The following is a 12267-nucleotide window of genomic DNA, read 5'->3' on the forward strand; positions in this document are numbered from 1 at the left end:
TGTTATGGGAAAGGTCAGGAACAGGAAGTTTCGCGGTTCAAACACCTGCGGATACGGGTCTAAGAAAAAGCACCGGGGAAAGGGCTCAAGAGGAGGAGTCGGCTTTGCGGGCTCTAAAAAGCACAGGATGCAGATGTTCAAGATGAAGTGCCCGGAGCACTACGACCACAGGGCTTTGAAAAAGAAGGCAGTATGCAGAGTCATAAACCTGGAAGACCTTAATAAGTTCGAAACGCCTGAGGTAAACCTGACCGAAATGGGCTATGAAAAGCTCCTTGGCTTGGGCGAGCCGAAAAAGAAGCTTAAAGTCACCGTTGCCCGATGGAGCAAATCCGCCGAGGAAAAGATAAAGGCAGCAGGCGGCGAGATAATTGAAGGTTAGCTCATAGTATACTTTACTTCTGGATGATTTTCTCTTCTGGGATAATATCCTATTCTTTTTGGCTTTTAAAACTATTTATTCTTTTAAAGTAGCAATTATTTAGGTGAAAAAGATGGCAGGTATCAATAATTCGGAGATAGTTCATGTAGGGTTGCCTTCAGATAAAGGCATGGTCACCATCAATAGAACTGGAGACACATACCTCATTAACTTTTCAAGGATTATTGGAGACAGAAGCTATAGTTCAAATCTGGAGCTGGGTGATGGTCGTATCCTTAGGTATTCTTCCTGGGTTGATGCTGACGAGCATAGGGCTATCCCTGGGTCTAGTACTACCCTTACAGAGGGTATTATCTCGGAGGGGTATTATGGATATAATGACACTTCGTATGATTCTAGGTTGGGCCGTGCGAGAGATAGATTGAAAGATATGCGATTGCTTCAGGAATCGATCCTGCCGGCTCAGGTTCCGGAATTGGACCAGGCGGTACTTACTTTGGGCCTGATTGCCTCAGATATGGGTAACCCTCTTAGCAATCTCGAATATACACCAACTACACCTCCACCAAGCCCTCTGTCGGATAGGCCGTTTGTAGGATAGTCTTTGTTAGTTTAAGAGGGCGAATAATTGAAGGGTGATTTTGGCGTTTGTCGCTTTCTGATGGATAATTGTTGGACTATTCTGTCTATTTTTCCCTTCTTGTTTGCCAAGGGTAGCCAAATAGACCAGGCCCGTATCTTTGAAGGGCACCCATAAAAACAGTTTAATAAGGGCTATAAGTAGCTAGGGGGTCTTATTCGTCACGAAACGTATTTTTTACAGACCCCTCCTTTTTGTGAGGGGTTTTCATAGCGCGCCAATTATGTTGCCTTGCAGTAGTTTCTATCTCTAAGGATGTGCTTTTTTCCCGATATGCATCTCCTCTCAGTTTCCAGCCATTTGCCTTGTAAATAACTACCCTTTAGTAAAATTACAAAGTAAGCTACCTCTAAAATGGCTCTAAACGTCAATTAGCCGGCTTTTAAGCGGTTTGGTGGTGTATATAAGCTAAATATACATTATTATTTAGTGACAACTATGAAAGTAACCACTATTTGGTTGGACCTACTTGCCTTAGCAATAGTCGCAGGAATAGTCCTGCCGGGATTTGCAATGGCAGAAGGGCGCAGCGATGTAGAGACAGGAATTGCCTGGGCAAGACCATATTATCTTGCAATGCTTTCGGCCAGAGCTGAAACTGGAGCATGCCTTGATGAATTGGCAGTTTGCAACGAAACTCTCAATAAAACCCAGACAAAGCTTAAAAGGGTTATGAAACCACGCTCAAGCGGGCCCATAACCTCAGAAGGGCAGCGCTACTATGATATGTGGCAGTCATGCCTTAGCGGAAGCCCAAATGGAGAAGGCACCGAGTGTGAGGACTGCACACCCGCAAACGAGGAGAACTGTGAGCAGTATTGCCCAGAACAGGACTGCGAGACAGATGAATGCACCCCGGTAAATGAGGAAACCTGCAGCGAATACATAAACGAGGATACTTGTGCGCAATACTTCCCAGAGGAAGAAGGATGCACCCCGGTTAACTACCAGACATGCCGGCCTTACATCAACGCTAACACCTGCAGCGGATACATCAACGCTAACACATGCAGACCTTACGTAAACATGAATTCCTGCAGACCCTACATAAACATGAACACCTGCAGCGGATACATCAACGCCAACACCTGCAAGCCATACATAAATGAAGACTCCTGTGAGGAATATTGCCCGGACCAGGCCTGCAACGAGATAGAGATAGAAGTAACGCTTGACAAGTCAGAATCAATAACAATTGATGGAACAAAACTGACTTCTTCAGGGACAGAAACTTCGTGCGGACATAAGAAGGTAACAATAAATGGCGTCAAGATTGCAGAGCACGCAAGCCATACGTTTGGTCAGGTAACTGTTAAGGTAGAGGACATATCCGGAAATACTGCAGATTTAGAAATCTCAATTCAGGACTGCACGGATGAAAGATAATTTTCTTTTGAGGTTTTGTAATAGTTTTACAAGAGAGCTTTCTTTATTGCTTCATATTTTTCGCTAAGCATTTCCTGTGCCTCAGGCATAAGCTTTTCCCAGCTTCTTTCAAGCTTTCCCAAAACCCAGTCCCTGCCTTCATCTATTCCCATTTCGTGCTTTGTGTAGGCAAGGTAGAGCAGGGAAGCGACATTGTCAAAATGCGCCATGGCGTCGCTACTGGCGACAATTTCGGCCTCAAGGGTCTCTCTTGGAATGTTTTTGCTTGCCCGGTGGGCCAGAATGCAGTGCTGCACGCGCTTTATGCGGTCTTCAGGGTAGTACATACTATAAAGGACCTCTCCGGCAAGCCGGGCGCTGTGTATGTGGTGCTCTGGGTATAGCTCTTTGTCCAGAACAGATGAATAATCGTGAAAAAGGGCTCCAAGCTCGCAGATTTCCTCGTCACCGCCGGTCTTTCGTGCCAGGGCTTTAGAGTATTTTACGACCGACTCTATGTGGTGCGTCCACGCCCCGTAGCCATAGGCATTGTTTTCACTCCTACAGGCCGATTCCACGAGGTTTCTGGCTTCTTCAGCAATCATAAGCTTATAAGGAAAGCTTTATCTACGATTCTTTCGAGCAATTATTATTTTTAAAAGAGTTATTTAATGAACCTAGTGAACAAGATGCCGGGAGTCGTAAACCCTAAATCCCGGCTTAACTTCAAGGACCGGCTTAAATGGACTGTGCTTGTTCTTGTTCTTTTCTTTTTGATGGGTGAGACCCCGCTTATCGGAGTCGCACAGCAAAGCTATGATTACTTCAAGAATATATCCGTGCTTTTGGGTTCAGAATTCGGGACTCTTGGGACACTTGGTATTGGCCCGATTGTTACCGCTTCCATTCTTCTTCAGGTTTTGGTCGGGGCCAAGATTCTTGGTTGGGACCTGAGCAAAAGGGAAGGTAGGGTCAAGTTCCAGGGCACGCAGAAAATGCTTGCAATCGCTTTTTGTTTCCTTGAAGGTTTTGCGTACGTAATGTTTGGGGCCGTACAGGCGGAAGTTCCGTCAATGGTCCTGTTTGTTGGCCTGCAGATTGCGGCAGGCGGCCTTATAATCCTATTCCTTGATGAGGTAAGCACAAAATGGGGCCTTGGGCCGGGTGTTTCCCTGTTTATTGCCGCAGGGGTTTCTAAAGTCATATTTGTCCGGATGCTGTCCGTTGTCCCATCAGGAGAATACTTTGCAGGCGCCATTCCAAGCCTTCTTGCAAGCCTTCCCGTGGGAAGAATTGACTTGGCCGCATTTTACCTGACCGCCATTCTTGCAACGGTTCTTATATTTGCCCTTTCATTGTTCGCACAGTCCATAAAGGTTGAAATCCCTCTTGCTTTCTCGCAGGTGAGGGGCTTTGGAAGAAGGTGGCCTTTAAACCTGTTCTATACCTCCAACATGCCGGTAATCCTTGCTTCTGCCTTCCTTATTAACATTTCCCTTTTCGGCTCAATTCTCGATAATCAGGGCATAACATCTATTCTTGGCACTTATGATGATACCACGGGCCAGCCGATAAGCGGGCTTGGTTATTACCTTTCAGCGCCGCACAACCTTCTTCCAACAGTAATGTCTGGCCTTGTGTCCGGAGCAGAGATTCCTACCGCAGAGTTTGTGCGTGCGATAACCTATACGATATTCCTGACGGCTCTTTGCGTCGTATTTGCCTTCTTCTGGGTCGAAACCACCAATATGGGCCCTGAGCCGGTGGCAGACCAGATTACTTCGGTTGGTATGCAGATTCCGGGCTTTAGAAAGGACAAGAGAATCCTGGTTGGGATTCTGTCGAAATATATTTACCCGCTTACAATAATGGGCGCCATTGCCGTTGGGCTTCTGGCAGCCATTGCCGACCTTACCGGCGCTTTTGGAACCGGAACCGGAATCCTTCTTACGGTAATGATTCTCTACAACTTCTACGAGAGAATCGGCCAGCAGTATGCTGAAGACATGAACCCTGCGGTCAGGAAGTTCTTCGAATAAAACTGCAAACAGTTTTATCATTTAGGGCATCTTCACCTTCGGTTCGACACCCTGAAAGGGCCGACACCTCCAAAAGAAGCAGATTCGAAAAAGCCCCGGGCTTTTTTTAGTAAACACTTTGCCTTGATTCCCCTAAACGGCCACAATATCAAAAGGATTGAGCAGGGCAAATATCTTGAAGGATATTAGTTATGGCTCCTGATTTGCGCGCTCTGGCAATTGTTGCTGCCATCATTTTCCTGCCAGCGGCAGCTTTGGCTGTGGACACAGGCGCGCCTTATTTTCAAAATCCTTCTTCTGCAGGTTCCTGTATTGACGTGCCCCTGACAGTGGACGTAGAGGAAAGGTGCAGGATGAATCGGCTTGAGGCAAGCCCAAGGGTTCAGGGCGGCTGCGTCGTTGGGTATGACTGTGTTTACCCCTCCAAGGTTGGCTCTGTTGCAGGAAACAGCGCAAACTTAACGGTCCTTTCAATTGAGCCCTGTCTTGAAATCTCTGTTGTTTCAAACATCAGCCGCATTTTGGAGGAAATGAAGGCAGCAGAAGATAGCGGCGACAAGGCGGCTTATGATGAACTTTCCAGGGAGCTTGAGAAGCTAAGCTTATCGGTGGAAGCAGCAAGAGCCCGGTGTATTGCCAAGCTTCCGGCAAGGCCTTCAGAGGACCCAGACCACCTTCTGGATACCCCGGTGGCTGCCCAGATTAGGGCCTGCGACGCTTTAGAATCGAGAAGGGCGAAAGTTGCTTACCTTCAGGGCATCCTTTCAGACCAGCAGAAGCAGAAATATTCCGGAGTTTCTCCCGAGGCGATTTCTGCAACAATTGGGCAATTGGAAGCCCAGTCGGCTTTTCTGGGGGAGGGCTGCAAAGATTTGGAGAAAGCAGGCCTTGGCGAACTTCTGATGGAGGCGGTAGGGGAGAGTACCTCAGGAGCAGGAGATATACTTGTCTACTACCAGATGCGCCTTTCCGAGATTTCTGCCTCTAATGAGACTCCTTCTGCAAAGGCAGGGCAATTTATCGGGCTTAAGAATGAAACAAATCAGCTGGCGGCACTTCTTGTGGAAAAGCAGGGCCAGGTCAATGTCAGTGAACTCCGCCCCCTTGTAAGGAAAATTTCCGTAATGCAGGGGGCAACTGAGGTGGAGGGCATAAGAGTTTATCCTAAGGCAGGCAGCATTGTTTTCAGGGCGAATGGGCTTCCCACTGCAATAAGGTACAACCTTTCTGGAATATTCCTGGATTCTGAAGGCATTTACGCCAAAATTGATAATATTACGCTTAATGAGGGTAAGCTCTTTGCAGAGGGAGTGGAAATACGAGTTCTCCCTTCACAGGTAACAAGAAAGCTTGGCATTACGCCAAAGGAAATGCGGGTCGTGCCCAGGGGGGAAGGTCTGGCTTACCGGCTCACTCAGGAAGAGAGAGGAAAATTCCTGTGGCTTTTCCCGGTAGAGTATGAAAGGATAATCGAAGCCAGTGCGGAAAGCGCAAGCGTAGTGGCTAATAACGCCCCCTGGTGGTCAGTATTTGTAGTAAAATGAAGCAAATAGGTTTTAAGGGCCTGTGAGCTAAATGTAGGTTTTAAGCTTCTTTTTGAGCGCCGGCTCAGGGTAGAAGCCGACAATCTGGTCTATTAGCTTTCCGTCTTTGAAGACAAGGATATTGGGAATTGACCTTATCTCGTACTCACCTGTCACCTCGGGGTTTTCGTCAGTATTCAGCTTTCCAAACTTTATCTCGGTAATCTCTCCAGACAGATTTTCAAGAACGGGGCTGAGCATCTTGCATGGAGGGCACCATTCGGCAAAGCAGTCGACAACAGATACGCCTTCCTTTACGAAATTTTTGAAGTTTTTGTCCGTTACTTCTTTTATCATCTTATACCTTAAATTTGGCTATTTCCTTGATGTTGTCCGAGTGCGTAAGAAATGTTGTTCTGCAGCAGTATCTTTTAAGCCCTATCTGGTCCATGACCTCTCCGGGCTTTTCTCCATTCTCGGTCTTTTTCTTGTAGTCAGACCAAAGATGGCCGATTACTTTTCCGCAGGTGAAACATCGAACAGGTATTATCATTAAATATACTTGGCTAAATAATTTAAAAAGGCATTTTAGCCCCTTTAGCTTTCCAAAGCCGTGGAAAACACCATTAAAAGCTTTTCCTCCATATAATGAAATGAGAGTTATAAACGCTGAAGGGTGCGTCCTTGGGAGGATGGCCGTTGAAGTGGCAAAACTTGCCCGTTCCGGAGAGGAAGTGGCAGTCGTAAACGCAGAGAGGGCCATAATTTCAGGCGCAAGGGATGCGGTTTTCCATAAATATGAAGTAAGGAGGCACAGGGGTTGCCCTGAGCATGGCCCTTTTTTCCCAAGAGGCCCTGCAGAGATAGTTAGAAGGTCGGTTAGGGGAATGGTCCAGATAAGGTCTCCTGAAGGAAAACAGGCCTTTTCAAGAGTCAAGGTTTACGTTGGCGTCCCTGAGGAGTTCAAGGACAAAAAACTGGAGGTTTTCGGGAAGACCGCAGATAAGATAGACTGCGAGTTTGTCCTTATCGGCGAATTAAGTAAGCATTTGGGTTATGATTATGGCAAGTGAAATCTTCGTTGGCAAAAGGCGTTTGGCAGTTTCAAGGGTAAAGCTTACCCCCGGAAACAAGAGGATTGTCCTTAATGACAAGCTCCTTGAGGCCTACCCGAAGACAATTCAGCTCAAGATTCAGGAGCCGCTTATAGTTATTGGTGAAGATGGCTTTGACATCAGGATAAACGCTGCAGGAGGCGGAATAATCTCCCAGGCAGAGGCAGCAGCCCAGGGCATTGCCCGTGCAATTGTCTCCCTTAAAGGGGACGAGGCAAAAAAGGCATTTTTGGATTATGACCGGGCTCTCTTGGTTCAGGACCCCAGAAGGGCCGAGCCGCACAAGCCCTCCAGGTCAAAGAAGGGAGCCAGGCGCCACAAGCAGAGAAGCAAGCGATAGTTTAGCCAATTTGTAGAGATGGGCTTTTGAACTTTTTTTAAATAAGTTATGGAATCTGAGGATAAAAGCTATGACCCAAAAATTGTCGAAAAAAGGGTTTCTCTGGCGTGGAGTGAAAAGAAAGTCCCCGAGAGCATAGTTTCCTCAAAAAGGGAGAAAAAATTTTACCTTCTTGACGGCCCTCCTTACGTAAACGCCCCGGCTCACGTGGGACACGTAAAGACAACAACCTTCAAGGATATCTGGGGAAAATTCAAGTTCATGCAGGGCTATGGCGTGTGGTTTCAGCCGGGATTCGATTGCGGCGGGCTTCCAATTGAAAACAAGGTGGAGCAAAAGCTTGGCCTCCGGTGCAAGGCAGATATCGAAAAGGCGGGAATCGGGAAATTCATTAAGGAGTGCAGGGTTTTTGCCAGGGGGCACGAGACCGAATGGCTTGACCTCTACAGGAAAATCGGCGCCTGGAGGGGATACGTCGAGCCGTACCTGACTTCTGAAAATTACTACCGGGAGAGCGGCTGGTGGACAATAAAGAAGATTTTCGAGAAGGGGCTTTTGGCGAGGGGCGAAAAGCCGACCTTCTGGTGCCCGCACTGCGAGACCGTGCTAAGCGGCTATGATGTTACCGACTCCTACAAGGAAATCGAAAGCCCTTCGATTTACATTAAGTTCAAGGCCAAGGGAAAGGAAAACGAGTTCTTCCTTGCCTGGACTACCACCCCCTGGACGCTTCCTGCCAATGTTTCCCTGTGCGTCCACCCGGACGAGACTTATGTAAGGGCTGAAGTGGGCGGCGAGATTTTCATAATGGCAAAGGACCGCCTTGACCTTCTTGAAAATTTGGGGTGGGGCTACAGAATCTTAGAGGAGTTCCCTGGAAAGAAGCTTGAAGGAACCCCTTACGAGTCGCTTATTGACATCCCAATCCAGGCGGAAATAGACCACCGCGTAATTCTTTCGATTCCTTTGATGAAAAAGAAGGTGTCCGGAAAAGTGGCTGCCAAAAAGGAAACTGCGGCAGACGAGGAGACACAGTTTGGCCACCTTGTTGACATAAGCACCGGAACAGGAATTGTCCACATCGCCCCCGGGCACGGTGAGGAGGACTACCGGATTGGAGAGCACTATGGCCTTTCGTCAATCTCCCCGGTTGATGAGGCGGGAAAATTGTCTGAAGGCACCGGAAAGTTCGAGGGAATCACGACCGACGAGGCGAATGTCTCAGTTTTGGATTATCTGAAGGAGAAAAACGCGCTTTTCCACAGCGAAAGAATCGTCCACTCGTACCCGCTTTGCTGGAGGTGCAAGACCCCGCTTATCTACAGGAAGACCAAGCAGTGGTTTTTGAAGCTTGATACGATTAGGGACAAGATGCTTCACGAAAACAAGTCTGTGAGGTGGCTTCCTTCATTTGCCGGCGAGCAATACCACAATGTCGTAGCGTCTTCCCCTGACTGGGCGATAACTAGGCAGAGGTACTGGGGAATTCCTTTCCCTCTCTGGGTCTGCAGGGATTGCGGCAGGATGAAGATGATTGGAAGCGTCGAGGAACTGAAGGAAAATGCAGTTTGCAAAGTGCCAGACGACCTGCAGCTTTCAGTCGACTATGTTGATGGCATTAAGTTCAAATGCGAGTGCGGAGGCGTTATGGAAAGGGAGAGGGAAGTTATGGATGTATGGTTTGATTCAGGAATTGCCCCCTGGGCATCTATTGGTTACCCTTACCAGAACAAGGATCTGTTTGAGAAGATGTGGAAGGTGGATATGATTACGGAAGGGATAGACCAGATAAGGGGTTGGTTTAATTCCCTGATGGTCTATTCGGTTGCTACCTTTGGGGAGGGATCTTACAAGGCAGTTGGGCTTAGTGGCTGGAACCTGGACGAGAAGGGGGAGAAAATGTCGAAATCCCTTGGAAACGTCGTTTGGGGGAAAGATGCATACAATGACCTTGGGGCTGACATCCTGCGGCTATATGTTTGCTACACAAATGCCCCCTGGGAGGCACAGAGGTTTTCGCTTGAGGAAGCAGGCCAACTCAAAAATACCCTGAACACCCTCTGGAACCTTTCGGCTTACCTTGAGACTTATGGCAGGAAAATCGAGGGCGGAAATGGTGTGGCGCTTGAAAATATCGCTGACCTTTGGCTTGTTTCAAGAATCAACACCCTGGTCGAGGAAGTAACTGACGACCTGGAGAACTTCCGGTTTCACTACGCGTCAAGAAAGCTCATGAAGTTTTTGATAAACGACTTTTCGCGGCTTTATGTGAAGCTTGTCAGGAGCAGGATTGCAAAGGAAGAGGAAGTCTCCTGCGCCTTCCAGTACGCTCTTATGCGGCTCGTAAAGCTTCTTGCGCCTTTTGCCCCGTTTTTGTCAGACGAAATCTGGATGAGGTCATTTGAGGGCTCGGTCCATATGTCAGAGTGGCCGGAGTGTGACAAAAAGAGGGTTGACAAAAAGCTCGAGGAAAGCTTTGAGCTTGCCAAAGAGATAACCGAGGCGATAAACGCCGAGAGGCAGAAGAATGGAGTGGGCTTAAGGCACCCGGTCCTGAAGGCAACCGTTTATGGAGGAAAAAACGTAAAGGAAGCGGTCAATCAGACCAAAGAAATTGTGCTTACTTTGTCAAACCTGAAGAACGTGGAGTTTACGGAAAGCGACAATGTCGAGATAAAGCCGAACTTTGCAACCCTTGGAAAGAAATTCGGAAAAGACACTCAAGCTGTTGCAAAGCTGATTTTGGCGCTTACTTCAAGCCAGGTCAAGGACGAAATGGACCTTGGAGGATTTAAGGTGGAAAAGTCTGACCTCATAATCAGACAAAAGCCGGTTGAGGGGACAACCTTTTCTGAAGGGTATGTGGCACTTGACCTGACCGAGACGCAGGAGCTTAAGGAGGAGCGCCTTTTAAGGGAGCTTGTCAGGGAAATCCAGAAGGCAAGAAAAGACGCGGGGCTAAAGGTTTCCGACAGCATAGCACTGGGACTTGAGGACAAGCCGTTTTTGAAGCGGTTCGAGGAGGAAATAAAGGAGGAAGTCGGGGCTTCTTCAGTGAAATATTCCGTAACTGACGGGAAGGGCTTTGGGGAGTACAAGGACCTGAAAGTCGGGTTTGGGTTTAAGAAGGCGTAGGGATTATCGGGCTTAAGGCAGAACGTTTTTATGAATCATTGAGCAGTGCGTCGATTGCACTCCAAGCCACCTGGCTTTAAGGGTTAAATAGTATCCGGTTTCTAATTATATGGCGGAAAACAAAACCTTCAATGGAATAAATGTGACCCTGGTCGAGGATAAGGAAGAGATGACAAAAGTTGCAGCAGAGATTATCCTGGAAAGGATGAAATCAGCAAATCCGCTAAAGCTGTTGGTGCCGACAGGGACAACTCCCGAAGGGGTTTATGAGCTTTTAAGCCGGCAGGGCGCAGAGGTCCTTTCCAATGCCATTTTTTTCAATATGGACGAATACGGCCATCTGGAAAATGGGGTTTTCAGGTTTGTTTCCGAAGACCACCCGGCATCATACAGAAAATATATGAATGAGCGATTATTCTCGAAAATTGCCCCCCGGCCAAGGCATTATTTTCCGGGAATCGAGAACGCAAAGACGCCCGGCCATTACGATGAATTGATTGAAAACCTGGGAGGGATTGACCTGTGCCTGAATGCTATGGGCGAGGATGGGCACATCTTTGGATTTAATTCCCCGCCCGAATCGGGCTTTGGCTCTGTGACAAGAATGGTCAAATTGACCGAAGACACGCAAAGCGTCAACCAGGGCTTGACGGGGCTGGAAACGCCCAGCCACGCTGTCACGGTTGGCCTGAAAACGGGGATGGCTTCAAAGGAAATCCTGTTTTTGGTGTGCGGGGAGAGAAAGGCGGATATTCTCCGAAAAGTCCTGTATTCCCCTGAGCCCACAGAAGAAATTCCAGCCACGATACTTGCAAAACACCCCAACTGCCACTGGATTGTGGACAAGGCAGCGGCCAGCAAGCTTAACTGAAGGGGCCCTAAGTCAGCAGAGCAAAAAGAACGTTATTGCTTTTCATTGATGACAAACCATTCACCTTCGCTAATCACTTCAATCTTATTGCCAATAATTTTCAGCGCGGAATTATCGTCAAGCGCATAGATTTTTCTGCTTATTTCCTGCCCGACTTTTTCTATGTTTTCTTTCCTCACTTTCTTGAACCATTCGGAGTTCAGGTGCGGCAGGAAATAAAAATCTACGAAATTCAGGCCCTTTAATTCTTCGGTTTCCAGCATGTCTTCTTCAAAGAGCTCTTGCGATAGCTTTAATGACAGGTCGGGGTTTGTCACCATGCTTCCGGCGCTAAGGCCGACATACACCTTATCCTTCAATAGTTCGGGCAATGCCTTAGCCAAGCCGGACTTGTTCAGCCATCTCATCAGGTGGTAGGTGTTTCCGCCTTCAAAAAACAAAACGTCCGCCCTTTCCAGGCTTGGCTTCCAGATGGTTTCATCGACTGCCGAGATGTCAGTAATCTCGATGGCCTTGAAATTCAGTTTTTTCAGGTTAATCAGGTCGGCAATTAGCCAGCTTTTGTCCCCGGCTTCAGCATTGCTTGCGGTTGGAATAAAAACAAGGGTTGTTTCTTCTGGTCTTTTGCCAGTCATTTCAAACAGGGCACTGGCGATTGAATCATTGGTAAGCCCCATTGATGTCAGCAACAGTTTCATAATATTAGGTGGGGGAGGTATTAAAACTAACCTGAGGGGAGGTGGTGAAGTTTTTGCAGACCAAAAGCCGGCTTAGCCAAAGGACAAGGGAATTTGGGAGAGGCGAGGGTGGGCTGCTAAATTCTGGAGTAGGTCTTCGTTAATACAGCTAAGATGTAA

Annotated in this window: 13 protein-coding genes; 9 read left to right on the top strand and 4 right to left on the bottom strand. The window is 47.7% G+C overall.

All coding sequences use genetic code 11. From position 1 onward, the window contains the following. The first annotated feature begins 4 nt into the window (after positions 1-4). From JW727_06225 to JW727_06235, 3 genes are all read left to right on the top strand, one after another. Positions 5-382: an uL15 family ribosomal protein gene (locus tag JW727_06225; protein MBN2095620.1), complete on the top strand. Its 378-nt coding sequence runs from the start codon at positions 5-7 to the stop codon at positions 380-382. A 112-nt stretch (positions 383-494) separates the two neighbouring features. Further along, positions 495-983, top strand: coding sequence for a hypothetical protein (locus JW727_06230; GenBank protein ID MBN2095621.1), 489 nt, complete (start codon positions 495-497; stop codon positions 981-983). A gap of 477 nt (positions 984-1460) precedes the next feature. After that, positions 1461-2408, top strand: a complete 948-nt coding sequence (locus tag JW727_06235) for a hypothetical protein (protein ID MBN2095622.1) — start codon at positions 1461-1463, stop codon at positions 2406-2408. 26 nt (positions 2409-2434) lie between these two features. Here the strand turns inward: JW727_06235 and JW727_06240 are convergent, their stop codons facing one another. Further along, positions 2435-2992, bottom strand: a complete 558-nt coding sequence (locus JW727_06240) for an HD domain-containing protein (protein MBN2095623.1) — start codon at positions 2990-2992, stop codon at positions 2435-2437. A gap of 66 nt (positions 2993-3058) precedes the next feature. Here JW727_06240 and secY point away from each other — a divergent pair, with 66 nt between their 5' ends. Both secY and JW727_06250 read left to right on the top strand, forming a co-directional pair. After that, a complete protein-coding gene (gene secY / locus JW727_06245; GenBank protein MBN2095624.1) occupies positions 3059-4426 on the top strand; it encodes a preprotein translocase subunit SecY in 1368 nt (455 codons plus the stop codon). 191 nt (positions 4427-4617) lie between these two features. Continuing rightward, positions 4618-5970, top strand: a complete 1353-nt coding sequence (locus JW727_06250) for a hypothetical protein (GenBank protein MBN2095625.1) — start codon at positions 4618-4620, stop codon at positions 5968-5970. Between the two features lie 27 nt (positions 5971-5997). Here JW727_06250 and trxA read toward each other — a convergent pair whose 3' ends face one another. Beyond that, positions 5998-6306 carry a thioredoxin gene (gene trxA, locus JW727_06255; protein ID MBN2095626.1) on the bottom strand — a complete coding sequence of 103 codons (309 nt, stop codon included), beginning with the start codon at positions 6304-6306 and terminating at the stop codon, positions 5998-6000. 1 nt (position 6307) lies between these two features. Beyond that, positions 6308-6502 (bottom strand): DNA-directed RNA polymerase subunit N, encoded by a 195-nt coding sequence (locus JW727_06260; GenBank protein ID MBN2095627.1) that lies wholly within the window; start codon positions 6500-6502, stop codon positions 6308-6310. A 100-nt stretch (positions 6503-6602) separates the two neighbouring features. Between JW727_06260 and JW727_06265 the strand changes: the two genes are divergently transcribed. From JW727_06265 to JW727_06280, 4 genes are all read left to right on the top strand, one after another. Continuing rightward, positions 6603-7022 (top strand): 50S ribosomal protein L13, encoded by a 420-nt coding sequence (locus tag JW727_06265; GenBank protein ID MBN2095628.1) that lies wholly within the window; start codon positions 6603-6605, stop codon positions 7020-7022. Further along, a complete protein-coding gene (gene rpsI, locus JW727_06270; GenBank protein ID MBN2095629.1) occupies positions 7012-7404 on the top strand; it encodes a 30S ribosomal protein S9 in 393 nt (130 codons plus the stop codon). Before JW727_06265 ends, rpsI begins: the two co-directional genes overlap by 11 nt. A gap of 48 nt (positions 7405-7452) precedes the next feature. Next, positions 7453-10539: an isoleucine--tRNA ligase gene (locus tag JW727_06275; GenBank protein ID MBN2095630.1), complete on the top strand. Its 3087-nt coding sequence runs from the start codon at positions 7453-7455 to the stop codon at positions 10537-10539. Positions 10540-10648: 109 nt separating this feature from the next. Continuing rightward, positions 10649-11410: a glucosamine-6-phosphate deaminase gene (locus JW727_06280; protein MBN2095631.1), complete on the top strand. Its 762-nt coding sequence runs from the start codon at positions 10649-10651 to the stop codon at positions 11408-11410. A gap of 32 nt (positions 11411-11442) precedes the next feature. On the opposite strand, the gene JW727_06285 is transcribed toward JW727_06280, so the two are convergent. Continuing rightward, positions 11443-12108: a Type 1 glutamine amidotransferase-like domain-containing protein gene (locus tag JW727_06285; protein MBN2095632.1), complete on the bottom strand. Its 666-nt coding sequence runs from the start codon at positions 12106-12108 to the stop codon at positions 11443-11445. Between the last annotated feature and the right edge of the window lie 159 nt (positions 12109-12267).

It is taken from the genome of Candidatus Aenigmatarchaeota archaeon (assembly GCA_016932615.1).
In the GTDB taxonomy this organism is placed as follows: Archaea; Aenigmatarchaeota; Aenigmatarchaeia; order QMZS01; family QMZS01; genus JAFGCN01.

Bases quoted from the DNA above. Each gene is read 5' to 3' on its own strand.
- JW727_06250 (MBN2095625.1), top strand. From the start codon at position 4,618: ATGGCTCCTGATTTGCGCGCTCTGGCAATTGTTGCTGCCATCATTTTC.
- JW727_06230 (MBN2095621.1), top strand. From the start codon at position 495: ATGGCAGGTATCAATAATTCGGAGATAGTTCATGTAGGGTTGCCTTCA.
- JW727_06280 (MBN2095631.1), top strand. From the start codon at position 10,649: ATGGCGGAAAACAAAACCTTCAATGGAATAAATGTGACCCTGGTCGAG.
- rpsI (MBN2095629.1), top strand. From the start codon at position 7,012: ATGGCAAGTGAAATCTTCGTTGGCAAAAGGCGTTTGGCAGTTTCAAGG.
- JW727_06225 (MBN2095620.1), top strand. From the start codon at position 5: ATGGGAAAGGTCAGGAACAGGAAGTTTCGCGGTTCAAACACCTGCGGA.
- JW727_06275 (MBN2095630.1), top strand. From the start codon at position 7,453: ATGGAATCTGAGGATAAAAGCTATGACCCAAAAATTGTCGAAAAAAGG.
- JW727_06260 (MBN2095627.1), bottom strand. From the start codon at position 6,502: ATGATAATACCTGTTCGATGTTTCACCTGCGGAAAAGTAATCGGCCAT.
- JW727_06235 (MBN2095622.1), top strand. From the start codon at position 1,461: ATGAAAGTAACCACTATTTGGTTGGACCTACTTGCCTTAGCAATAGTC.
- JW727_06265 (MBN2095628.1), top strand. From the start codon at position 6,603: ATGAGAGTTATAAACGCTGAAGGGTGCGTCCTTGGGAGGATGGCCGTT.
- JW727_06240 (MBN2095623.1), bottom strand. From the start codon at position 2,992: ATGATTGCTGAAGAAGCCAGAAACCTCGTGGAATCGGCCTGTAGGAGT.
- trxA (MBN2095626.1), bottom strand. From the start codon at position 6,306: ATGATAAAAGAAGTAACGGACAAAAACTTCAAAAATTTCGTAAAGGAA.
- JW727_06285 (MBN2095632.1), bottom strand. From the start codon at position 12,108: ATGAAACTGTTGCTGACATCAATGGGGCTTACCAATGATTCAATCGCC.
- secY (MBN2095624.1), top strand. From the start codon at position 3,059: ATGAACCTAGTGAACAAGATGCCGGGAGTCGTAAACCCTAAATCCCGG.